Source organism: Paenibacillus sp. B2(2019) (assembly GCF_008370385.1).
Taxonomy (GTDB): domain Bacteria; phylum Bacillota; class Bacilli; order Paenibacillales; family Paenibacillaceae; genus Paenibacillus_AQ.
The window spans coordinates 206,789-229,128 of record NZ_VTZR01000028.1 but is presented as its reverse complement, the minus strand read 5'-3'; the positions used below and the strand labels follow the sequence as shown (position 1 = coordinate 229,128).

19 protein-coding genes are annotated in these 22,340 nt (G+C 45.6%); 15 read left to right on the top strand and 4 right to left on the bottom strand.

Annotated features, from left to right (window positions below):
- Positions 1-62: 62 nt before the first annotated feature.
- The 5 genes from secD to PAENI_RS29235 all read left to right on the top strand — a co-directional run bounded on the left by secD (position 63) and on the right by PAENI_RS29235 (position 6,493).
- On the top strand, positions 63-1,313 hold the full coding sequence (gene secD / locus PAENI_RS29255; protein ID WP_042191112.1) for a protein translocase subunit SecD: 1,251 nt from the start codon (positions 63-65) through the stop codon (positions 1,311-1,313).
- Positions 1,303-2,202: a protein translocase subunit SecF gene (gene secF, locus PAENI_RS29250; protein ID WP_076284843.1), complete on the top strand. Its 900-nt coding sequence runs from the start codon at positions 1,303-1,305 to the stop codon at positions 2,200-2,202. Before secD ends, secF begins: the two co-directional genes overlap by 11 nt.
- Positions 2,203-2,367: 165 nt before the next feature.
- A complete protein-coding gene (locus PAENI_RS29245; RefSeq protein ID WP_149647663.1) occupies positions 2,368-3,318 on the top strand; it encodes a cation diffusion facilitator family transporter in 951 nt (316 codons plus the stop codon).
- Between the two features lie 29 nt (positions 3,319-3,347).
- Positions 3,348-5,750, top strand: coding sequence for a single-stranded-DNA-specific exonuclease RecJ (recJ, locus tag PAENI_RS29240; protein ID WP_188114734.1), 2,403 nt, complete (start codon positions 3,348-3,350; stop codon positions 5,748-5,750).
- Positions 5,751-5,974: 224 nt separating this feature from the next.
- Positions 5,975-6,493: an adenine phosphoribosyltransferase gene (locus PAENI_RS29235; protein WP_042191103.1), complete on the top strand. Its 519-nt coding sequence runs from the start codon at positions 5,975-5,977 to the stop codon at positions 6,491-6,493.
- A 208-nt stretch (positions 6,494-6,701) separates the two neighbouring features.
- Here PAENI_RS29235 and uraA read toward each other — a convergent pair whose 3' ends face one another.
- Positions 6,702-8,015: a uracil permease gene (uraA, locus tag PAENI_RS29230; protein WP_042191101.1), complete on the bottom strand. Its 1,314-nt coding sequence runs from the start codon at positions 8,013-8,015 to the stop codon at positions 6,702-6,704.
- Between the two features lie 306 nt (positions 8,016-8,321).
- On the opposite strand from uraA, the gene PAENI_RS29225 reads away from it, so the two are divergent.
- Together PAENI_RS29225 and dtd are read left to right on the top strand one after the other, a co-directional pair.
- The gene (locus PAENI_RS29225; RefSeq protein WP_149647662.1) at positions 8,322-10,502 is read left to right on the top strand and encodes a RelA/SpoT family protein; all 2,181 of its coding nucleotides are present in this window, start codon (positions 8,322-8,324) and stop codon (positions 10,500-10,502) included.
- 21 nt (positions 10,503-10,523) lie between these two features.
- Positions 10,524-10,967 (top strand): D-aminoacyl-tRNA deacylase, encoded by a 444-nt coding sequence (dtd, locus tag PAENI_RS29220; RefSeq protein ID WP_149647661.1) that lies wholly within the window; start codon positions 10,524-10,526, stop codon positions 10,965-10,967.
- 164 nt (positions 10,968-11,131) lie between these two features.
- Here the strand turns inward: dtd and PAENI_RS29215 are convergent, their stop codons facing one another.
- From PAENI_RS29215 to PAENI_RS29205, 3 genes are all read right to left on the bottom strand, one after another.
- Positions 11,132-12,253: a TolB family protein gene (locus PAENI_RS29215; protein ID WP_149647660.1), complete on the bottom strand. Its 1,122-nt coding sequence runs from the start codon at positions 12,251-12,253 to the stop codon at positions 11,132-11,134.
- Between the two features lie 130 nt (positions 12,254-12,383).
- A complete protein-coding gene (locus PAENI_RS29210; protein WP_188114733.1) occupies positions 12,384-13,847 on the bottom strand; it encodes a sensor histidine kinase in 1,464 nt (487 codons plus the stop codon).
- Between the two features lie 2 nt (positions 13,848-13,849).
- Positions 13,850-14,542, bottom strand: a complete 693-nt coding sequence (locus tag PAENI_RS29205) for a response regulator transcription factor (RefSeq protein WP_149647658.1) — start codon at positions 14,540-14,542, stop codon at positions 13,850-13,852.
- A gap of 282 nt (positions 14,543-14,824) precedes the next feature.
- Here PAENI_RS29205 and PAENI_RS32095 point away from each other — a divergent pair, with 282 nt between their 5' ends.
- From PAENI_RS32095 to PAENI_RS29175, 8 genes are all read left to right on the top strand, one after another.
- Positions 14,825-14,980, top strand: coding sequence for a hypothetical protein (locus PAENI_RS32095; RefSeq protein WP_179085778.1), 156 nt, complete (start codon positions 14,825-14,827; stop codon positions 14,978-14,980).
- A 148-nt stretch (positions 14,981-15,128) separates the two neighbouring features.
- Entirely contained in the window at positions 15,129-15,638 is a 510-nt protein-coding gene (locus PAENI_RS29200; RefSeq protein ID WP_149647657.1) for a type 1 glutamine amidotransferase domain-containing protein, read from the top strand.
- Positions 15,639-15,682: 44 nt separating this feature from the next.
- On the top strand, positions 15,683-16,132 hold the full coding sequence (locus PAENI_RS29195; RefSeq protein ID WP_042191093.1) for a hypothetical protein: 450 nt from the start codon (positions 15,683-15,685) through the stop codon (positions 16,130-16,132).
- A gap of 366 nt (positions 16,133-16,498) precedes the next feature.
- A complete protein-coding gene (locus tag PAENI_RS32815; protein WP_256990000.1) occupies positions 16,499-16,624 on the top strand; it encodes a hypothetical protein in 126 nt (41 codons plus the stop codon).
- 197 nt (positions 16,625-16,821) lie between these two features.
- Positions 16,822-18,075: a histidine--tRNA ligase gene (gene hisS / locus PAENI_RS29190; RefSeq protein WP_149647656.1), complete on the top strand. Its 1,254-nt coding sequence runs from the start codon at positions 16,822-16,824 to the stop codon at positions 18,073-18,075.
- 81 nt (positions 18,076-18,156) lie between these two features.
- The gene (aspS, locus tag PAENI_RS29185; protein WP_149647655.1) at positions 18,157-19,935 is read left to right on the top strand and encodes an aspartate--tRNA ligase; all 1,779 of its coding nucleotides are present in this window, start codon (positions 18,157-18,159) and stop codon (positions 19,933-19,935) included.
- A 64-nt stretch (positions 19,936-19,999) separates the two neighbouring features.
- The gene (locus PAENI_RS29180; protein ID WP_042191088.1) at positions 20,000-20,755 is read left to right on the top strand and encodes a tRNA threonylcarbamoyladenosine dehydratase; all 756 of its coding nucleotides are present in this window, start codon (positions 20,000-20,002) and stop codon (positions 20,753-20,755) included.
- A gap of 239 nt (positions 20,756-20,994) precedes the next feature.
- The gene (locus tag PAENI_RS29175) at positions 20,995-22,293 is read left to right on the top strand and encodes an NCS2 family permease (RefSeq protein WP_042191085.1); all 1,299 of its coding nucleotides are present in this window, start codon (positions 20,995-20,997) and stop codon (positions 22,291-22,293) included.
- The last annotated feature ends 47 nt before the right edge of the window (positions 22,294-22,340 follow it).

Sequence of the window (22,340 nt, the reverse complement as noted above, 5' to 3'; positions counted from 1 at the left end):
GGTCATTTCACGTGTAGCTATAATAGGAATATTGAGTGAATGAAAGGGGAACTAGCTAGAGCATGAAGAGACTAATGGGCTTTATTATTACCGTGCTCGTTTTGACAGGCGTCATGGCATTTACTACTCCTGGACTGCTGGACAAGGTTAGACTTGGTCTTGACCTGAAAGGCGGATTTGAGATTTTGTACCATGCAGAGCCTATGGAAGCGGGAGCAGCGTTGTCCCGAGCTTCACTGTTGAAAACAGCAGAAAGTTTGGAAAAACGGGCCAATGCGCTCGGAACCAGTGAACCAGAGGTTACAACTGAAGGTACTGACCGTATTCGTCTGAAAATTGCAGGCGTTACTGATGAAGCCGAGGTTCGTAAGAAGATGAAGGAGCCTGCAGTTCTGACTTTCCGTAGTGCTGCTGAAGGTGACGCTGAAGGTACTTACAGCAAGATCGAACTGGTAGGTAGTGATTTTGTTGAAGGTGCGGCAGAGGTTGGACGGGATAACCTGAATCAGCCAATCATCAGTATCAAAATAAAGGACAAGGATAAATTCGCAGAGATTACAAAACGCCTCTTAGGAAAGAATCTCGCAATTTATTTGGATGAGAACAAACTATCTGACCCTACGGTACAAGCAGTACTTACCGATGGTAGTGCGTCTATTTCTGGTCAGTATACAATTAAAGAAGCACGTGAACTGGCTGACACTATTAATCTTGGTGCGTTGCCACTGAAACTTACTGAGAAATACTCCCAAAGTGTGGGTGCAACACTTGGTAAACAATCGCTTGATCAAACGATCAAAGCCGGTCTTTTGGGTTCTTTGATTATTCTTATTTTCATGATCGGTATGTATCGCTTGCCAGGTCTCTTGGCTAGTTTTGCGCTGATCTTGCATACATGGCTGCTAATTGTAGTCTTTGTCTTAGCAGACTTCACATTGACGTTGCCTGGTATAGCCGCATTTATTCTGGGTATAGGGATGGCCGTCGATGCCAATATCATTACAAATGAACGGATAAGAGAAGAAATGCGCAGTGGTAAAAGTGTACTTTCCTCTGTTAAAGCAGGTAATAAATCCTCTTTCCGGACAGTAATGGACTCCAATGTCACAACTGTTATTGTGGCAGGTGTCATGTTCGCCTTCGGTACAGGTGCAGTCAAAGGTTTCGCATTGGTACTGATCGTGGAAATCGTTCTGAGTATCGCTACGAATCTTTATTTCTCCCACTGGTTGCTTAGCCAGCTTGTTAAAGCCGGTAAGCTGAACAAACCGAAGAGTTTCGGTGTTAAGGAGAGTGATATTCGTGCGCTTTAAGAAAGAGCTTGATTTCGTACATTTGAGTAAATTTTTCTATGTTTTTTCTATCGCCCTTACAGTGGCAGGTTTGATTTTCCTAGCAACCTTTGGATTGAATTACAGCGTTGATTTCAAAGCGGGATCTAATGTTGATATCTCTCTGTCTAAGAATTTGACATTGGAAGAGGTTAATTCAGCAGTTGAAAAAACTGGGATTTCAAGTGAGCCAAGCATTACGATAGGAAGTGAACGGGTTAACGTTCGTTATGATCAAGTGCTCGATGAGCAACAAGATGAAGCTCTTAAAGCAGAGATCTTGAAGCTGGACGAAAAAGCATCGTTTGAGATTAACACCGTGGATACTGAAATGTCTAAAGAACTTGCACGCAATGCGATCTATGCGGTTCTCATTTCTTGTCTAGGGATTATCATTTATGTAAGTATTCGTTTTGAATGGCGATTTGCATTGGCAGCTATTGTTTCATTGATCCATGATGCCTTTATGGTCGTTGCAATCTTCTCCATCTTCCGCTTGGAAGTGGATTTGACGTTTATTATTGCGGTGCTTACGATTATCGGTTATTCCATCAATGATACGATCGTTATCTTTGACCGTATCCGTGAGAATTTGCGTTTTGGTAAACAAAAAACCTATGAGGATTTAAAAGAGCTTGTGAATAAGAGTGTGGCTCAAACGCTTATGCGTTCTCTTTACACAGCATTTACCGTATTTATTGCGGCGTTCTTCCTGTTGATTCTTGGAGGCGAGTCCATCAAGATGTTCTCGCTTGCGATGGTTATCGGATTGCTATTCGGAGCGTACTCCTCTATCTTTATTGCAAGTCCGGTCTGGCTACTGCTTAAGAAGCGTGAGAAGATAAAGGTAAAGAGCCCGGCTAAAGGGTAATGTCTCAAGAGAAATAACATGGCTACACTTGAATGAAAAAAACATCAACTTTATAATTTAAGAAAGCCGCGTCAAATGCGACGCGGCTTTCGAAATCTTTGGGGTAGTATGTCATGTGTATTGTATCATCATGAGATTACTTGCTAGTGGTAAGGGGGGCCTCGTATGAATAAAGAACGATCACCGCAAAGCAAGACGGTTGCTTGGACAGGGATCATCAGCGATGTTACTTTGGCAGTAGCTAAGGGGAGTTTTGGCTATATTTCAGGTAGCAAGGCTTTAATGGGCGATGCATTATATTCTGGAGCAGATGCTGCAGCTAAATTGGCGGATATTCTCCCATGGCGCTCTGAACAAAGCAGAAAGAGCAAGCATCGGATAGAAGAGCGACGAGGGAATAAGGAGCCGCTTTTAGCTATACTTTTTTCGGTATTAATTCTTATGGGGGGGCTGCAAATCGCCTTCTCTGCAATCCGTGACTTAACCGAGGGACAGTCATCCACTCGCGGAGAACTTGCACTTGTAACGGTCTTACTATCTATTGTACTTAAAGAAGCTGTATTTCAATATCAATATCGGTACTTTAAAAAAATAGGTGATGGCAGTCATGCTGCTTATGCCAATAGTCATCGTTTCAGTTTGTATACTTCTATCACAGTATTAGTTGGGATATCGTTATCAATGGGGGGTACCTATTGGCATCCTCTACTCTATATGGACCCTATTGCTGCACTTTTAACAGGATGCTTAATTCTACGTAAAGGTTATTTGCTCATTGTTAATACTGTTAGTGTTAAGAATGCGCAGGAGCTACCTTCTGAGGAGGCAGCTAATTTTATTGAAACCGTACAACGTGTTCATGGTGTTATTCGTGTAGAACATTTGAAGGCACTTGAGCAAGGGAATTATGTGAATCTGCAAGTGAAGATCAGTGTAAATCCGCGTATTACGGTGATGGAAGCACAGGATATTTCAGAATGTGCAAGAAAGTTGCTGCAGCACAGGTTTGTTCATGTTGGTGAGGTACATATGGACGTAGTTCCTTATGATCCTGGTTATCCATACAAAAGTAATTATGAATTGGTGGATAATGATATTCCGACGCTGCTTCAGTAGTTCGCAAGGTGAGAGAAAGGTGAGCGCTATTGCTTTATTCAAAAACAAGATGGCAATCTCCGGCAGCCGATCCCGACGTCGTAAGGGATATGGCCCGGAGCCTTTCTATTTCTCCGCTCTTATCCTCACTCTTAGTGACTAGAGGAATTGATACGCCACATGAGGCTCTATCGTTCATGGATGGCGGTGTGGAAGCTCCGCATGATCCGTTCCTTCTAAAAGGAATGGCCGAAGCGGTTCCCAGAATTAGAAAGGCTTTAAAAGAAGAAGAACATATTCTGATTTACGGCGATTACGACGCTGATGGTGTGTCCAGTACAGCATTAATGATTCATTTGCTGCGTTACTTAGGCGCTTCCTTTGATATTTATATCCCGCACCGTTCTAATGAGGGCTATGGGCTGCATAATCATGCTTTGGATTGGGCTTTACAGCAGGGTGTATCCTTGATCATTACTGTAGATACTGGCATTAGCGCCTATCATCAGATTGCTTACGCTAATGAACTCGGGATTGATGTGATTGTTACGGATCACCATGAGCCACCAGAGCTTCTCCCAGAGGCTTATACGTTGATTAATCCGAAGCTGCCCGACTGCCCCTACCCGTTCAAAGGATTGGCAGGTGTAGGTGTAGCTTATAAGCTCGCCCAGGCTATGCTAGGGGAGGAAACTCCCGAAGAATGGGCAGAGATAGCTGCTATCGGTACTGTAGCAGATTTAATGCCGCTGCTGGGTGAGAATCGTGAGATTGTTCGAAACGGTTTGGTGAGTATGCGAAATTCTCGATTCCCAGGTATTCGTGCCTTACTCGGTGTTAGCGGCGTGACCATGAGTACTGTGAGTGCGGTTAATATCGCTTTTGGAATGGCGCCTCGTATCAATGCGAGTGGTCGTCTGGATCATGCTGGACGGGCAGTGGCGTTGCTTACAACCGAGCATACTGATGAGGCAGAGCAACTGGCTGGGGAGCTTGATCTGCTTAATAAAGAACGCCAATTGGTCGTAGAAAGAATTGTAGTGGAGGCCACTGCAAAACTGGAGCAGATGACTCAGGGTGGAGAAATACCAGACATCATAGTCCTTGCTGAACAAGGCTGGAATGTGGGTGTGGTAGGCATAGTGGCTTCCAAACTGCTGGAGCGTTACTATCGACCTGTAATTATTCTGGATATTCATCCGGAGACCGGCATGTGCAAAGGTTCTGCCCGCTCTATTCCTGGACTTGATATATATGCGGCGTTATCCTCTTGTTCTACCTTAATGGATCATTTCGGTGGTCATCCAGCAGCCGCGGGAATGAGTCTGCATCGGGACGGCTTAGAAGCCTTCGCTGGGGCATTAAATGAATACGCTGCTACTGTGTTAACACCGGAGCATTTCGTTCCTGTTACTTCTGCTGATGCAGAAGTGTCGATTTCCGATTTGTCCCTACAGACCGCGCTTGAATTGGAAAGGCTTGCACCTTTCGGGATGTCGAATCCATTGCCAAAGTTCATCATTCGCGGGGCTACAGTGAAAGAGACACGCACCATGGGGCAAGAAGGAAAACACTTGAAGATCGTCTTGCAACAGGGTAAGAGTACGATCGAAGCCTTGGCTTTTGGTAAAGGGGATTTGGCTAAGCTGCTCCCTGTGGGCACCCCGATCAATGTGCTGGCTGAACTGTCGATCAACGAATGGAATGGCTCGAGGAAACCACAGCTGATGCTACAGGATTTATCAGTTCAGGATGCTCAATTATTTGATCTTCGTGGTGCTGCTGACGCTGTACGGCAGGCTGCGCATATTAGAGAGGTGCTGCTTCCCTATAGTGGTGCTGGCCCATATCGTGCTGCAGCAGTATTCCAGAGTGGACGTATGTCTTCACAGACTGAATTGATAGGAATGTCCTTCTGGGTATATGATAAAGAAGCTGGCATTAGCGCCGCTATTAAGGATGATTCGATTCAGGAATCAGGGCATGTCTCACTGTTATGTCTACTGGATATGCCGGAGACTCCTGAACAACTAGACGCGTTACTGAAGGCTTTTCCTAATGCTGATAATATCGCACTATTGCATTCTATAAAGGATGGCCGAGAACGACTTATCATTCCGACAAGGGATCATTTTAAAATACTTTATAAACTGCTGGCTTCGATCACTGCTGTTGCAACGCCTGAACATGAAGTGCTGCTGCGGCTAAGTCGACAATCCTCATTAAGTATTCGAATGCTTAGTAATATGCTAGATGTGTTCGAGGAGCTTGAGTTTATTGAAAGAAGTCAGGGAAGTGTAACCTTTATTACGCAACCTGCAGCTAAAAGCCTGACAGCATCAAGACATTTTGTTAGACTGGGGCAGATGGCGGAAATGGAGCAGTACTTCATGGAAGGTAGCTTGTCTGAACTGCAGGATTGGATGTTATCACGCCGTTTAGGCGTATCATAAAGACTAAACAAAACAAAGCAGGCGCTTACGAAGCAAGTTTTGCCGAAACGGACTCAAAGTAGCATATGCTAACAAAACAAAGCAGACGCTTACGAAGTAAGTTTTGTCGAACCGGACTCAAAGTAGCATATGCTAACAAAACAAAGCAGACGCTTACGAAGTAAGTTTTGTCGAACCGAACACAATGTAGCATATGCTAACAAAACTTTTAGGAGATGAAAAATTTGGATTTTAAAGATAGTATTCGCGTGATTCCTGATTTCCCAAAAGAAGGTATTAGTTTTAAAGATATCACCACCTTGTTAAAAGACGGTGATGCATATCGCCAGGCAATTGATGCCTTGAAAGCTCTTGTATCCCACTTAGAAATCGATGTGATCGCTGGACCGGAAGCACGTGGTTTTGTAGTTGGTGCACCTCTTGCTTACGCATTGGGCGTAGGCTTTGTGCCGATTCGTAAGAGTGGTAAACTGCCGTATGAGACTATCGAGGTTGGATATGATCTTGAATATGGTAAAGACACACTTGCTGTTCACACGGATGCTATTAAGCCTGGACAAAATGTATTGATTGCTGATGATTTGTTAGCAACAGGAGGTACTATAGCTACTTCGGTTAACCTTGTGGAGCAGCTTGGTGGTAAAGTGGTAGGCGCAGCGTTTTTGATTGAATTGGTTGAGCTTGCTGGACGTAATAAGCTTTCTGGAATTGAAGTTATTACATTAGTTGATTACGAAGATTAATACGATAAACTTGTCTTTTCCCGGGAAATAAATCGGGATTTATGTATCGAATAATGTGGAAAAGTGCAAACAACAGCAATTCTCTGTTACTACTAGCGGAGGGTTGCTGTTTTTCGATTTTTTTGGTCAAAAGAGATACGAAAAAAGACTGCCCAATCCATAAAATGGATCTGGAGCAGTCTTTTTGAGTTATTAATTCATAAATAAATTAATGAGCAGCTTTATCGCTTTCTCCACCTTCATTAGACAGTCCAAGAACTTCAATGAGTTTGAAGAATAGGGCTAGAACGATACCAACAATCGTAGCTAGAGCCATACCACTAAGTTTTACACTACCCATAGTAAGGGTTGTACCACTAATTCCGACAACAAGCACCAACGTAGCCATAATCATGTTAGTAGCTTTGGAAAAATCAACTTTTTGCTCTACGAAGATTCGTAGACCGGATGCGGCAATTACACCGAACAAAAGTAGTGATACACCACCCATTACAGGTGTTGGGATGTTAGCGATAACGGAGGAGAAAGTTCCAGAGAACGATAGCAGAATCGCAATCACTGCTGCGCCACCGATCACATATACAGAATAAACTTTAGTTAATGCCATAACCCCGATATTCTCACCGTAGGTTGTATTTGGAGTAGAACCGATAAAACCGGAGATAATTGTAGATATCCCGTTACCCATCAGGGAGCGGTCAAGTCCAGGGTCTTTAGCCAGATCTCTGCCAACAATATTGCTGGTTACAAGTAAGTGTCCAATATGTTCAACGATTACTACTAGCGATACTGGGATGATAGTTAGGATTACATTCCAATCGAAGGATGGAGTAACAATGGTAGGGTGCGCTAAAAAATTCGCATTAGATATTGCAGCCGTATCCACCATTTTCATAATATAAGCTAAACCATAACCAGTTACGATACCGATGAGGATGTGAATGATTTTTGGGAAACCGCGGAAGAGTACAGCTCCAATTACGGTTACACCCAGTGTCACCATAGAAAGTGTGATTGCTTTGCCATCTGGAGTCCAGTCTGCAACTGCAACACCTTCTGGGGCAATAAGTCCTGCCATTCGCGCGGCAACAGGCACAAGTTCAAGTCCGATCGTTGCTACGATAGCTCCCATTACTGCTGGAGGGAAGACAACATCGATCCATTTTGTTCCTGCATAACGGATGATCAAAGCAACGAGCACAAAGATAACACCTGTGATGATGAAAGCGCCCAAAGCAAGCGAGTACCCTTTCATATGATCATCTTTATGATCAGCAAGCACTGATAATACGGGTGCGATAAATGCAAAGCTGGAGCCAAGGTAAGCAGGTATTTTACCACGGCAAATCCAAATGTATAGCAGTGTGCCGATACCGTTCATCAGCAAAATCATGCCAGGGTCAACCCCGAACAAGTTAGGCACTAGCACTGTACTGCCAAACATGGCGAACAAATGCTGTAGGCTTAATAGAAAACCGGGGCCCCATGGAAGTTTTTCATTAACTTGAATTTCGCGTTGCAATGGAGTTCACTCCTCTTTCTTAATGGATATGATGTTGTCCAGCGAAAATCCGCCTTTACTAGATTAAATAGAACTGGACATTTTTACAACAACATTTTCACAAGTGTTATTAATTTGTCCGATTTTCATAACTTTTACTTCTTGAGTACCATGAGATGGCAAGTGTTGACGTAATCCCTCGTAAGCGTCATAATTATAGACAACTTTGAACAAGAGCGTAAGTTGCTTGCGAAATGATTGGAACCTGCAGATTTCAGAATGATTGCGGGTTCATTTTATTATAGAAAGGAAACGGATACGACGAGAATGGGCATAGAGCGATTAATTGATAAGGCTGGCGCCTATATAAAAGATAAAGATCTTCTCCGCATCCGGGAAGCTTATGAATTTGCCGATCAGGCTCATCACGGGCAGATCCGCAAGTCGGGGGAGCCATACATTCTGCATCCGCTGGCGGTGGCAGATATTGTCGTCAATATGCAAATGGATGTTATATCTATTGTTGCGGCGCTTTTGCATGATGTTGTGGAAGATACGACGGTCTCATTGGAACAAATCCGCGCGAAATTTGGCGATACCTGCGCGATGCTTGTCGATGGCTTAACTAAGCTGGAACGCATCCGTTTTCGCTCAAAGGAAGAGCAGCAGAACGAGAATTACCGTAAGATGTTTATTGCGATGGCGCAGGATATCCGGGTCATCGTTATCAAACTAGCGGATCGTCTGCATAATATGCGTACGTTAAAGTACCAATCTGAAGAGAGCCAGCGACGTATTTCATACGAAACGCTGGAGATTTTCTGTCCTGTGGCTGATCGTTTGGGGATTTCCGCGATTAAGTGGGAGATGGAGGATATTGCGCTTCGTTACTTGAATCCGCAGCAGTATTATCGCATTGCTAATCTAGTGCATAAGAAGCGGGCTGAACGTGAGCAATTTATCGACAGCGTAATTGGCCGTATTCGTGCCAAGCTGGATGAAATGGGCATTGAAGGTGATCTTTCAGGTCGTCCGAAGCATATCTACAGTGTCTATAACAAAATGAGTACGAAAAACAAACAGTTTAATGAGATCTATGACCTGCTGGCCATCCGTATCATTGTGGATAATATCAAGGATTGTTATGCAACCCTCGGAATTATTCATACCCTTTGGAAGCCAATGCCAGGTCGATTTAAAGATTATATAGCTATGCCCAAAGCCAATATGTATCAATCTTTGCATACTACAGTGGTAGGTCCTGGCGGAGAGCCAACCGAAGTGCAAATTCGCACTTGGGAAATGCATCGCACGGCTGAATTCGGGATAGCAGCACACTGGGCATACAAAGAAGGAACCAGCAATAATGTGAATCCTGAGAATCGGATGCCTTTTTTTCGCGAAATATTGGAGCTTCAGCATGAGGCCAAGGATGCAGAAGAGTTCGTAAAATCACTCAAAATGGACTTTTTCTCGGATCTTGTGTTCGTGTTTACGCCTAAAGGCGAGGTTATTGAGCTTCCTGCGGGTTCTGTACCACTTGATTTCGCATTCCGTATTCATACGGAAGTGGGTAATCGTACGATTGGTTCTAAGGTGAACGGGCGGATCGTACCGTTGGATCACAAGTTGAAGACGGGCGATATTGTAGAGATACTGACATCGAAGCATTCGTACGGACCAAGCCGCGACTGGCTCAAGATTGCTCAATCCTCACATGCGCGAAGCAAAATTAAACAATGGTTCAAAAAAGAAAAACGTGAGGAAAATGTCGAAAAAGGTCGCGAAGCGATTGAACGTGAGCTGAAGCGTCTGAATGTCGAGGTTTCTGAGTGGATTTCTGATGATAAGCTTTTAGAAGCAGCGAAGAAATTTGCTTTTAACGATGTTGAGGATATGCTGTCTGCCGTTGGATTTGGTGGGATTACCGCTTCGCAGATTGCTTCCCGTTTGACGGAAAAGCTGCGCAAAGAGCAGGAAGAAGCTGCTAATCATTTAGAGCTTACTTCAGAGATGAAGGAGATCAAGTCTTCCGGCGAAAAACGTAATCAACCGACCAATGGTGTTAGTGTAAAGGGAATTGAAAATTTACTTGTCCGTTTTGCACGATGTTGTAATCCGGTACCGGGTGACGACATTGTAGGGTATGTTACACGGGGCCGGGGAGTATCTGTACATCGCCAGGATTGTCCTAATATTCCGGGTGAAGGTGACGGAGAAGAAGCAGCAAGGGTGATTGAAGTGGAATGGGAAGGTACGATGGAAGCAAACTACAGTGTGGATATTGAGATTACAGGTCATGATCGTAATGGACTGCTCAATGAAGTGCTGCAGGCAGTTTCCGAGAGTAAAACGAACATTTCTGCGGTCACTGGGCGCTCTGACAAGAATAAAATGGCAATGATTCATATGACCATTCTCATTCGTAACACGGAACATCTGCAATCCGTTGTAGATAAAGTGAAACGAGTCAAGGATGTATATACAGTGAATCGGATCATGCAATAGGGCAAGGAGCGGAGTAGTACGATGAGAGTTGTAGTACAGCGTTGTAAGGACGCCAAAGTAACCGTGGATAAGGCAGTGACCGGAGAAATTGGCAAAGGCTTAATGCTGCTAGTTGGCGTTACGCATGAGGATACAGAAAAGGATGCCAAATATTTGGCGGATAAAATAGCAGGACTGCGAATTTTTGAAGATGATGCTGGTAAAATGAACTACAGTGTCACAGAGACTGAGGGAGCGATTCTTTCAGTATCCCAGTTTACTTTATACGGGGATTGTCGTAAGGGGAGACGGCCGAATTTCATGGGAGCAGCAGCTCCTGCGGAGGCCGAGCGACTTTATGATTACTTTAACCAAGAGCTTAGAGCTGGAGGCCTTCAAGTGGAGACGGGTGTTTTTGGAGCGATGATGGATGTGTCGCTGACCAATTGGGGCCCGGTTACTCTCATTTTAGATAGCCACAGTTAATGAAAAAAATGTCGAAGATTGCTTCCTATTTATCAAGACCTTAACATCAAAAATTTCAAATTTAAAAAGCGTCCAACATATTAGTCGTGACTAATATGTTGGACGCTTTTTTGTTATTGTAATATTCGTTCTCGTTGGTGTAATCAACATATTAATCTTGTTAATCACTTCAACACTAGCCGATAAGTCGTGAGTTTGGGCTTATTATCCGCAAATGTGCTCGTCGAGACCATTAGTTGCTTGCCAGAAGGGCTCCAGGCGACGGTTGCGACATCCTGGAAATCGCCGAGTTGCTCGATCTTGCCTGTCTTCGCATTCGCAACGTAGACACCGTTCATGCCGTCCCTGTCCTTGTTATACACGGCGAACGCCAAGTACGAGCTATCTGGGGACCAATCGAAAGCGTACATCTGAGTCGTCACGGCGAGCTTAGTCCGCTTCGAGGTGTCGTTCGAGTTCATGAGGAACAGCGTGCGTTCCGTATCCCCCGTACTCTTCAGCATGGCTAACTGATTGCCGTCAGGGGACAGTGACATTCTCCAGACGGATTTGTCCACGATCGTCTCTTTCTTCGTCTCCAGATTGTAGGCCGACAGTGTGTTATCGGGATTAGGGTTGACGTAGAAGAGCGTATTCCCGGTCTTCGCTGCATAATCGAATATGACGTTTTCATCTTTGCCAAGCAATACCTCGTCTTTACTAACTGTCCCAACCTGCAAAATAGCACCTTTACCGTTGCCGACGATCAGATGGCTGGAGTCTGTCCACTGACCCCATTCCTGTCCGCCCTTATCCTTATCCGTGATTATTCGGCTAGTTCCGGTTGGCAAATGCACAAGGACACCGCGGCCCCCGTCCATCATGAACGAGGTGTTTTCATGGAAAAAGACATATTGGCCGTCCGGCGAGACAATCGGACTCTCATGCACGCGGTCTTCGCTCGGTTTCAGCGCTTTGACCTGCTTCGTTTTCAAATTGTAAATGTACAGCTGGGCAGGCTTCATTGGACCAGAGTCGGAATCAATCTTCTTCGCGTCCGGATTCGTCTGGGCAATTAACAATTCGTTCTCGTTCAGCCAATCTTGCGCATACAGGCCGTCAAGTCGCTCGAGTTGATCCATGGTGATTGGTTTATCGGTTTGCGAATCAGGCTTCTCTGGCTTGTTCTTGTCGATGACGGTAACTGGTGGGCTATTAGTTGCTCCACCGCCGTTATTCTGTGTTGTGCTGCTGCAGCCTGCGATCCCAACCGCTAGTAATACGATCCCAACTTGTTTCATCTTCATGAATGATGTATCTCCTTCTAAGCTGTGTTATAAATCTGATAAGAGTGTACCAACAGGATGTCTCCACAGTATTTCTAATTGTTTCCAAGTTGTAAACGGATTGAGACTTGGAGAAGAGAGAAGTTGGGACTTATACAGAATCATGATGATAGAGGGGAAACTGTACTTCAAACACGCTCCCAGTGGAGTCTGACCGTTTCAATTGTATGATTCCTCTTTGCTTCTCCACCCATTGCTGAACGAGAGCAAGTCCCAAGCCGCTTCCTTTCGTTTCTTTTGAACGCGCCTTGTTCGCGGTGTAGAAGGGTTCAAAGATTCGCTCCTGGGATTCGAAAGGAATGCCAATTCCCGTATCAATAATTTCTACCTTTGCGTGATTCTGTTCGGTATACAATCGAATATTGACGCTTCCACCGGGGAGGTTGTATTTGATCGCGTTGTCCAGTAAATTAACGAAGATGTGTATTAAACTCTCGCGTTCCGCCCATATGGTGGCAGGTACTGTGTGAAGCTGAAAGGTTAGACCGAATTTGTCAGCCTTGCCTTTCATAAGAGAGACGAGCTCGTCCAGCACGATATCAAGTGACACGGCTTCAGCCTGGTATTCGAATTCGTACTTCTCCAGTGAGGCAAGGCGCAGCGCGTTTTCCACTAGCTTGTGCAGTCTAGACGATTCCTTGCGAATGCTTTCCATCGCTTGCTGAAACAGTAAAGGATCATCTGGGTATAGTTCCAGTAGATCGGCATATGCAGTGATAGAAGTGAGAGGTGTCTTAAGTTCATGACTAATATTGTTAATGAATTGCTTCTGTTGCTGCTCCAATACTTGCAGCTTGTCTACGACAAGCGATAGCTTCGCTTTCTCCGTTTCTAACTTCTTCATACTCGATTCGATCTCACGGCTCATGCTATAAATGCCCTCGCTTAATTCGCCAAGTTCATCCTTACGGACTAGTGGTGCATGATCAATATACGCTCCTGCTTCGATGTTGTTCGCTGTCTGTTTGAGCAGAGTTATAGCTTTGGATTGTCGGTAGACATAAAGGAAGCCGAGCAGGAAGCTGGCGAGCAGAACGGTTGAGCCGGATAGGAGGAACATTGTTCTTGTCTGCCGGTAAAAGGCGTGCAGCTCGCCCACAGGTCTCTGGAATTCGGCTACAGCGATCAGTTGTTCCTCGAACATGATGGGTGTGAAATAATATAGCACGTCCTGGACGTCCGAATAAGCAACCTTGCCCTGGAGTGCATACTGCAGCGCATCCGGCATAGTGGGGGAAGGAACGAGAGGCAGCGAATTCCCGATCTCGACACCGGTCTCATCGTACAGTCGGACGTGCAGTCCGTTGGATTGCCCCAATCGATTGGAGAGATCCATGCCACGATACTTCATGAATGCCTTCAAGCTGACCTGTTCCCCGGACAAGTAGCTCATCTTCACCGTCAATTCGGCGCGGTTCGTCATCTCCGCCATTTCACGCTCCAGTCCAGTACGTTGGTTGTGACGGATACTGCGTAGTACTAGCACACTAAGCACGCTCACCGTGAACAACAACAGGCCGGCGAGCAGCAGGGAGAACTTCCATCGTAAGCTCACCCTCATAAGGACTCCCGGGTGGCCTTGTAACCTACTCCGTATACGGTCTGGAGCAGACGTTGACCTTCGTCGCCCAGCTTACTGCGGATTCGCTGTATATGAATGTCGACAGTGCGCGTGCCCCCGTCATAGTCGAGCCCCCAGACAAGATCTAGTAGTTCCTCGCGCGTGTATACCCGTTCCGAATGGAGGACGAGCAGGTGTAGCAGCTCGAATTCTTTGGGCGTCAGCCCCACCTTCTCACCGGCCACCTGTACGTCACGATGTGACGGGTTTACTGTCACCGCACCAATCATAATTGGACTGTCGGAGGGAGCGTGTTCCGCACTTTTCTCGACTCGACGGTGCAGCGCTCTAACTCGGGCGACGAGCTCCCGAATATCGAACGGCTTGGTCATATAATCATCTGCACCCAGCTCTAGGCCTAGTACTTTGTCTACAATGTCGTTCTTGACCGTGAGCAATAGGATGCCAATCCCTCTCCGGTTCTCCAGCCGACGGCACACATCATAACCAGACAGCCCTGGCATCATAACGTCCAGTACGAACACTTGCGGCTGGAACGATTCGACGAGTCTAAGCGCGGCTTCGCCGTCAGCGGCCGTTTCGACCTGAAAGCCTTCCCGCCGCAGTGCATAGGCGATCGCTTTCACGATAGAGCATTCATCGTCTACGACAAGCACTCTTTTATCCATGCTGTTAATCCTTTCCACCTCGCTATTGTTGTATTGATACGCCTATTCTACATATTGCGCTCAGCAAAAGCGAACCAATTGGGGATTTGAAAGCAAACACCAGCTCAAACGTATTTGCCGAAATTCCAGTAAGCCTCCTGCTTCTGTTGGCTACAAGCTTCCTGCGCGTAAAGTCTGCTTGTTTCTGTTGTGTTGTAAGTAGAATCTTGTGCGGATAGAGCCTCTTTGAGCTGGATAAACTAAAGGTAGACAGTTATCCCGCACGATGCAAGGAGCTTAGCAATGAGACATTCACAGAAGGCATGGGTATGGAGAAGTATCCCGGCACTAGCGACAGGGAGTCCTGTAGAAGCCTATGCATTAGCCAAAAAGACGGAAGATGAAATTGAATCTCAAGTGATCAAAGGAAGAAGCCGTAATCTCTTACCGCGTACCTGAAATGGGTGGTGGAGGCGGCTTTTTGATGCGGTTAACCGGGGATATTTTCTGATTAGAGGTTAGAAATCATTGTGATAAGGGTAATAGACGACAAGAAAGATCAATAAGTACCTATTCATTTGCACAAGCAGAGAGGAGAACTTATCACATGAGTAATGTTGCATTTTTACTAGCTAATGATTTTGAAGATTCTGAGATGAAGGTCCCTTATGATGAAGTTATAAAGGCAGGACATCAAGCTGACATTATTGGTTTAAAGAAGGGTGAGACCTTACTAGGCAAAAAGAAGGAAGTCTCCTACGCAGTCGATAAAGCCATAGCTGACGTTCAAGCAGGTAATTATGACGCGATAGTAATTCCTGGAGGTTCTTCCCCAGAAAATTTACGGCAAAATGCAGATATTTTGAAGTTTGTGAAAGAAGCAAACGAAGCTGGTAAGCCTATCGCTTCTATTTGCCACGGACCCCAAATTCTGATCAGTGCAGACTTGCTTAAAGGACGTACCATCACCTGTTATCCTCCGTTGAAAGATGATGTTGTGAACGCTGGTGCGGAGTTTAAAGATGAAGAAGTGGTAGTTGATCGTAATTACATTACTTCGCGTACCCCGAAAGATGAGCCTGCCTTCGTTCGTGAAATATTGAAGGTCCTGCAATAGCAATTTATAACACTGAGTCTTATAATCTAAAGGAGGTAATGGTAATGACCAGAAAAATCCAAGCATATTTTAGAACGGAAAATGAAGCAGAAGGTGCTAAAATAGCATTGATTAGTTACAAGGTAGATGGCTTGGAGGTATGGCCACTCACGGACCCCATTGGGGAAGATCGCAGAATTCTGTTTCCGATAGCCCCGTTTAGTAATACGACGTTAGCCGCAGGTACAGTAGGGACACTTGGAACGGGTAGCACTCCGGCAGCTGGAGCTATGTTGGCCCCTGGTGTTGCCGCCTCCGAAACGCGTGATGAGCCTGAGACCCATTATAGCGTGGATGAAGACCAGGTTAGTGCGGATGTAGCAGATGGAGAGCTCGAGGATGGGGATTTAAGTGAACTTCGTTATGTGATGGACCTAAGTGTCGCAGAAGAGAATTATAATGAGGTTGTGGAAACCCTTCGGGGCAAAGGAGCATTTGTAGAGCAATTCGATTAACAACAATCTATTAAAATAAACCGCTTTCATGAATGTAATATAATCGTAATATTACATACATGTTTCCTTAATATAGCGTGTTTATAATAAAGGCATGACCCCCTTTTTAATAATATATGATGATGGACCTGCAGCATTTGGCTGCAGGTCATTTTTTTTGTAACGGTTGAAGTTAAAGGTCAAAAGTTGAAAGTTGTCGAATTTTTTATTCATCTTCGCATTTCCTGCCTTGACTTTAGCGCAGTAGTTCAGTAGAATTTAAAAATATACGATTTTATCATATGGTTTTGATGACGGGAACAAGTAATTCGAGGACCCACAACTCCAGAGAGGAATCCCCTGTAGATTCAGATGATATCCAGTACAATGGATGATCTATCGTTTCTGCTTGGCTGCAAGGATTCTGTTGATGAGCGAATGAATGACCTCCCCGAGAACGTACGGCGAAAGTGGGCAATGCATATTGCCGCTATCAGTAGCCGTTATGCGTAGGCGGGCGTTAACCGCTTTGAGCGGATTCAGAATGGTTCTGATCCGGAATGTGGGTGGTACCACGGGTGTATTATTGGTTATGATAATCCCTCGTCCCTGTTTTTTATAAACAGGGCGGGGGATTTTTTGTTTTGTTTAGCATGATGAAGTGATGAAGAGAGCAGATTTAGAGGGGTATTTTTTAGGAGGGATAGACTGTGGCTAAAGAAAGATTCGAGAAACCTACAGGAACGCAGGATGTGCTTCCGGGAGCTGTGGAGAAATGGCAGTATATTGAGGGGAAGGCTAGAGATTTATGCCGTCGTTTCAATTACCGTGAAATCCGTACACCGATGTTCGAGCATACGGGGTTATTCGAGCGTGGAGTAGGCGAAACAACGGATATTGTAGAAGGCGAGATGTACACGTTCAAGGATAAAGGCGATCGTGATCTGGCGCTGCGTCCAGAAGGAACGGCTGGTGTCGTTAGAGCTTATGTTCAGAACAAGCTTTACGGTGAACCTGATGTAAGTAAGCTGTATTATATCGGACCTATGTTCCGTTATGAGCGTCCACAGGCAGGTAGATATCGTCAATTCCATCAGTTTGGTATTGAGGCTTTTGGAGCTGTGGATCCGGCTATTGATGCGGAAGTAGTCTCCTTAGGCTATCAATTCTATAAGGATCTTGGCCTTAAGGATGTAAGAGTGGAAATCAATTCTGTCGGTAACGCACCTAGCCGTGCAGCTTATCGGGAGAAGCTATTGGGCTTCTTAAGACCAATGAAGGATACCCTTTGCAGTGACTGTCAGCGTCGTATTGAGCGTAATCCGCTTCGCGTGCTGGATTGTAAGGTAGATCAAGATAAATTTACAGATGCGCCTTCCATTTTGGATAGTCTGGACGAAGAGTGCACGACTCATTTTGAAAAGGTGAAGATGCACCTTGATATCATGGGTGTGGAATTCACCATTAACCCTCGCCTTGTAAGAGGACTGGATTATTACACGCATACAGCGTTTGAATATAAAGCAGCAGGTATTGGTACGATTGATACCGTGGGCGGCGGAGGCCGTTACAACGGTTTGGTTGAAGAAATTGGTGGACCGGATCAACCGGGTATTGGCTTTGGGATTGGACTTGAACGAATTCTCCTCATTTTGGAGGATCAGAAGGTAGAGCTGGAGACGGCGAAGCCACTGGATGTGTACTTCGTAGCTCTCGGTGAAGCAGCTGATATCGAAATCTCTAAGCAGCTATATATTCTGCGCAGCCAAGGGTTCTCAGCAGAACGTGACTACCTGGGCCGGAAAATGAAGGCACAGATGAAATCCGCAGACCGTATGTCGGCACGTTATACTGCGATTCTTGGCGAAGATGAGCTGAAGAATGGTGTAATTACCGTGAAGTCGATGAATACAGGGGAGCAGCGCACCGTGAAGCTGGATGAGCTGGGTCAGGCACTGGTTTAGACCATCTGACTAACGTCTTATGGTGACTGTATAGAGAAAGATTAAAAATGTATTTTTAACCATGAAGGGGAATGATAAATTATGCAAAGAAGTCATCAGTGTGGACAATTAACACCAGAACATATTGGACAGACGGTAACCTTGAACGGATGGGTGCAGACTCGCCGTGACCTTGGGGGCGTACTATTTATTGATCTGCGTGACAGAAGCGGTATTGTGCAAGTTGTATTTAACCCAGACTACTCTGGCGAAGCCTTACAAATTGCTGATAAGGTTCGTAGTGAATACGTCCTGGCTGTTAAAGGTAAAGTCGTTAAACGTGATGAGGAAACCATTAACCGCAACCTGCCAACAGGTGAAATTGAAGTGCAAATTACGGATATTGAAGTGCTGAACGCAGCTAAGACACCTCCGTTCTTCATCGAGGATGGTGTGGAAGTAGACGAGTCTCTGCGTCTCAAATATCGCTATTTGGACCTTCGTCGTCCGGAGATGCAAAGAACCTTGCTGCTTCGCTCGAAAGCTTCTAAGATTTTCCGTGATTTCCTTGACAGTGAAGGATTCATCGACGTAGAAACACCGATCCTAACTAAGAGCTCACCGGAAGGCGCGCGTGATTATCTGGTACCAAGCCGTGTGCATGAAGGCGAATTCTTCGCATTGCCGCAATCTCCACAAATCTACAAGCAATTGTTGATGGTCGGCGGCGTTGAGCGTTATTACCAAATTGCTCGTTGTTTCCGTGATGAAGATTTGCGTGCTGACCGTCAGCCTGAATTCACTCAAGTCGACATTGAGACTTCATTCCTGTCACAAGATGAATTGCTTGGTATGATGGAGAAGCTGATGCAGCGTCTGTTCAAGGAAACTGTAGGAGCAGATATTGAGCTTCCGTTCCAACGGTTGACTTATGCTGATGCTATGGGCAAATACGGTTCTGACAAACCTGATCTGCGTTTTGGATTAGAGCTTGTAGAAATGAACGATATTGTTGCTACTAGTGGAGTTAAGGTATTCGCTTCTGTAATCGAAAAAGGCGGCGAAGTGAAATGTCTAAATGCTAAAGGCTGTGGCACTTGGACTCGTAAAGAAATCGATGATCTCGGACCTTATGCTGCTCGCTATGGCGCGAAAGGCTTGGCATGGATTCAAGTGAAAGACGGCGAATTCAAAGGGCCGATTGTGAAATTCTTCTCCGAAGAAGAAATTGCGGCTGTGAAGGAACGTACAGGCGCTGAAGAAGGCGACCTTCTCCTCTTCTCCGCTGATAATAAAAAGGTTGTAGCAGACGTTCTAGGCGCCCTTCGTGTTAAAATTGGACGTCAGCTCGGTCTGATTGACGATAACGTGTTCAAGTTCGCTTGGGTTACAGACTTCCCACTCCTTGGCTATGACGAAGATCAGAAACGTTATGTAGCAGAACACCATCCGTTCACTCGTCCACGTGAAGAGGATCTGCATCTATTTGACACAGATCCAGGTGCGATCCGTGCACAAGCTTATGACATCGTTCTGAACGGTTATGAAGTAGGCGGGGGCTCCATGCGGATTTACAAACGCGAAGTACAGGAGAAAATGTTCGAAGCCCTTGGATTTACGAAAGAGGTTGCTTACGAGAAGTTCGGCTACCTGATGGATGCGTTCGAATATGGTACACCTCCACACGGCGGTATTGCTTTCGGTTTAGACCGTCTAATAATGTTGCTGTCCGGTCGTACAAATCTGCGTGAAACTATCGCATTCCCGAAAACAGCAAGTGCAACAGACCTACTCATGGATGCACCTTCACCAGTAGACGGTTCACAATTGGAGCAGCTGCACATTAAGCTGGCTCTTAAACCGAAGAAAGAAAAAGAATAAACTATAACAAAGCGGGCGAGGCGGATTTCTGCTTCGCCAAAGCTTTTGAAGGAGGGTGTACCTCATGCTACATCAGTTCTCACGCACGGAACTGGCGATCGGGCCGGAAGGTCTGGAAATTATGAAGAACAGCACGGTAGCGGTGCTTGGCATCGGCGGTGTTGGCGGTATAGCAGTTGAGGCTTTGGCACGTACCGGCATCGGCAGACTTATTCTGATAGATAAGGATACCGTAGACATCACCAATGTAAACCGCCAGATTCATGCACTCACAACTACGGTTGGGCAGAAGAAGGCTGAACTCATGGTAGACCGTGTGAAGCTGATCAATCCGGAATGCGAAGCGATTGCGCTTAATATGTTCTATACGGAAGAAACCTATGAGGAATTGTTCAAATTAAAACCTGATTATGTACTTGATGCTTCGGATACGATTATTTATAAGGTTCACATAATCAAAGAATGTCTGTCCCGTGGAATTCCGATGATCTCAAGTATGGGCGCTGCCAACAAAATGGATCCTACACGATTCCAGGTAGCGGACATTTCCAAGACAACTTATGATCCTATTGCTCGTGTCATTCGTCAGAAGCTGCGTAAGGAAGGGATTAAGAAAGGCGTGAAGGTGGTTTTCTCTACAGAGCCGCCAATGAAGCCACGTCAGGATGTTACAGATAAGATCGTTCCGGAGAATGCGCCGGATCGACGTAAAGCGAAACAACCACCAGCTAGTAACGCTTTCGTTCCGCCGGTAGCAGGCCTGATCATGGTCAGTGTTGCCGTGCGTGATTTGCTTGAGGCTGGAGGCGTCAGCGTGTAAGTAAATCGCTGAGCTGAAGCTGTTTCAATTATAGCGATAGTAGTAGTAAAATGGACCAAAAGGGCGACCAGCTGAAATCCAGTTGCGTACGCCCTTTTGTTGTGGTTAACAGGCGGGTCTGCAAGATGTAGGCCACAAATAGGCATAATAGCTAAACCGGGATGAGCCGCTGATTATAAGCCTTATAATCCGGTTAAATATCTGCCTGCGGAACTTAATATCAGTGGAGGTTTTTGTACATGAAATCAAATTTTTGGCGAAATAGTGTAGGGCTTGCACCTGAGAATGACTGGAAACGGGAGTGGGCTGCAGGGATCCTCTCGTATTTTGCTTCGGTATACATTGTGATGGTGAATGCGACCATTCTTCATGACGCGGGTATGCCGCTTAGACCAGCAATGGTGGCTACACTATTGACTGCCATTACAGGCTGTCTACTGATGGCCTTCGGTGGGAAGACACCGATCATCGTGGTACCAGGGATGGGGATAAACGCATTTTTCACATACACACTTGTACATTCTATGAATTTAGGTTGGAGAGAGGCGCTTACTGTAGTCGTAATAACCGGTGTGTTATTCGCTATCGTGGCCTTCACATCGCTCTATCGTATTCTAAGTGAGGCGATTCCTCAAAACCTACAGCATGCCATTACAGTCGGGATAGGGCTTTTTCTGACCTTTATAGGACTGCAAAAAAGCGGGATTGTGATTGCACATCAGACCACGTTTGTTGCTATAGGACATTTTAGCGATCCAGCAGTTATCACTTCCTGTGTAACCTTGTTACTCGCTTTAGTACTGTTTATCCGCGGGACCAACGGTGGTTTGCTTATAAGTATGCTGGTTGGTACAGGTCTAGCCTACTTGCTGGGAGCGGCTCACGCGCCTGAGAAGCAGGCATCCGGTCATGTATTTACGGGTTATGAAAGCTTATTTCTGGGAATGGACTGGAGCGGCATAGTGAGCCTTGTGTTCTGGATTGCTGTTTTCTTACTGCTCTTAATTGTTGTATTTGAAAATATTGGGCTAGTTGCCTCACAGACTATGATGGCAGGGCGTCCTGAGCGCTTCAAGAGTAGCTTACGAGCACTCTCTATTGCCAATATCGCTGCAGGTCTCTTCGGAAGCAGTCCTGTAGTAGCCGCTGCGGAATCTAATGCAGGTATTGCTGCAGGTGGACGTTCGGGACTGACCTCACTCGTGGCAGGGCTGCTGTTCGGGGCGACATTCCTGTTCCTCCCTCTGCTCTCCTACATTCCAGATAGTGCTATCGCTCCGATCTTGATTGTAATCGGTGGGCTTATGGTACAGAATGTGCGTGAAATGGACTTGGGAGATTTAACAGAGCTCTTTCCTTCTTTCCTAATCATGGTCATGATTCCATTCACCTATAGCATCGTAGATGGTATGGCTTTTGGATTTATTACTTATCCGATCGTGAAGCTTGCGGTGGGCAAGGGCAAGGAAGTACCTCCTGCGCTGTATGGGATTGCGGGCTTATTTGTAGCTAACTTTATTTTGCAAGCTGTGCTGTAGTCGTATGATCGCTTGAAAGATTTGGTATTTTAGTGCTGATTATGCTA

Bases quoted from the DNA above. Each gene is read 5' to 3' on its own strand.
- aspS (WP_149647655.1), top strand. From the start codon at position 18,157: ATGCAAAGAAGTCATCAGTGTGGACAATTAACACCAGAACATATTGGA.
- PAENI_RS29205 (WP_149647658.1), bottom strand. From the start codon at position 14,542: ATGGATAAAAGAGTGCTTGTCGTAGACGATGAATGCTCTATCGTGAAA.
- secD (WP_042191112.1), top strand. From the start codon at position 63: ATGAAGAGACTAATGGGCTTTATTATTACCGTGCTCGTTTTGACAGGC.
- PAENI_RS29175 (WP_042191085.1), top strand. From the start codon at position 20,995: ATGAAATCAAATTTTTGGCGAAATAGTGTAGGGCTTGCACCTGAGAAT.
- PAENI_RS29225 (WP_149647662.1), top strand. From the start codon at position 8,322: ATGGGCATAGAGCGATTAATTGATAAGGCTGGCGCCTATATAAAAGAT.
- PAENI_RS32815 (WP_256990000.1), top strand. From the start codon at position 16,499: ATGGATGATCTATCGTTTCTGCTTGGCTGCAAGGATTCTGTTGATGAG.
- PAENI_RS29200 (WP_149647657.1), top strand. From the start codon at position 15,129: ATGAGTAATGTTGCATTTTTACTAGCTAATGATTTTGAAGATTCTGAG.
- PAENI_RS29195 (WP_042191093.1), top strand. From the start codon at position 15,683: ATGACCAGAAAAATCCAAGCATATTTTAGAACGGAAAATGAAGCAGAA.
- dtd (WP_149647661.1), top strand. From the start codon at position 10,524: ATGAGAGTTGTAGTACAGCGTTGTAAGGACGCCAAAGTAACCGTGGAT.
- PAENI_RS29180 (WP_042191088.1), top strand. From the start codon at position 20,000: ATGCTACATCAGTTCTCACGCACGGAACTGGCGATCGGGCCGGAAGGT.
- PAENI_RS29215 (WP_149647660.1), bottom strand. From the start codon at position 12,253: ATGAAGATGAAACAAGTTGGGATCGTATTACTAGCGGTTGGGATCGCA.
- PAENI_RS32095 (WP_179085778.1), top strand. From the start codon at position 14,825: ATGAGACATTCACAGAAGGCATGGGTATGGAGAAGTATCCCGGCACTA.
- PAENI_RS29245 (WP_149647663.1), top strand. From the start codon at position 2,368: ATGAATAAAGAACGATCACCGCAAAGCAAGACGGTTGCTTGGACAGGG.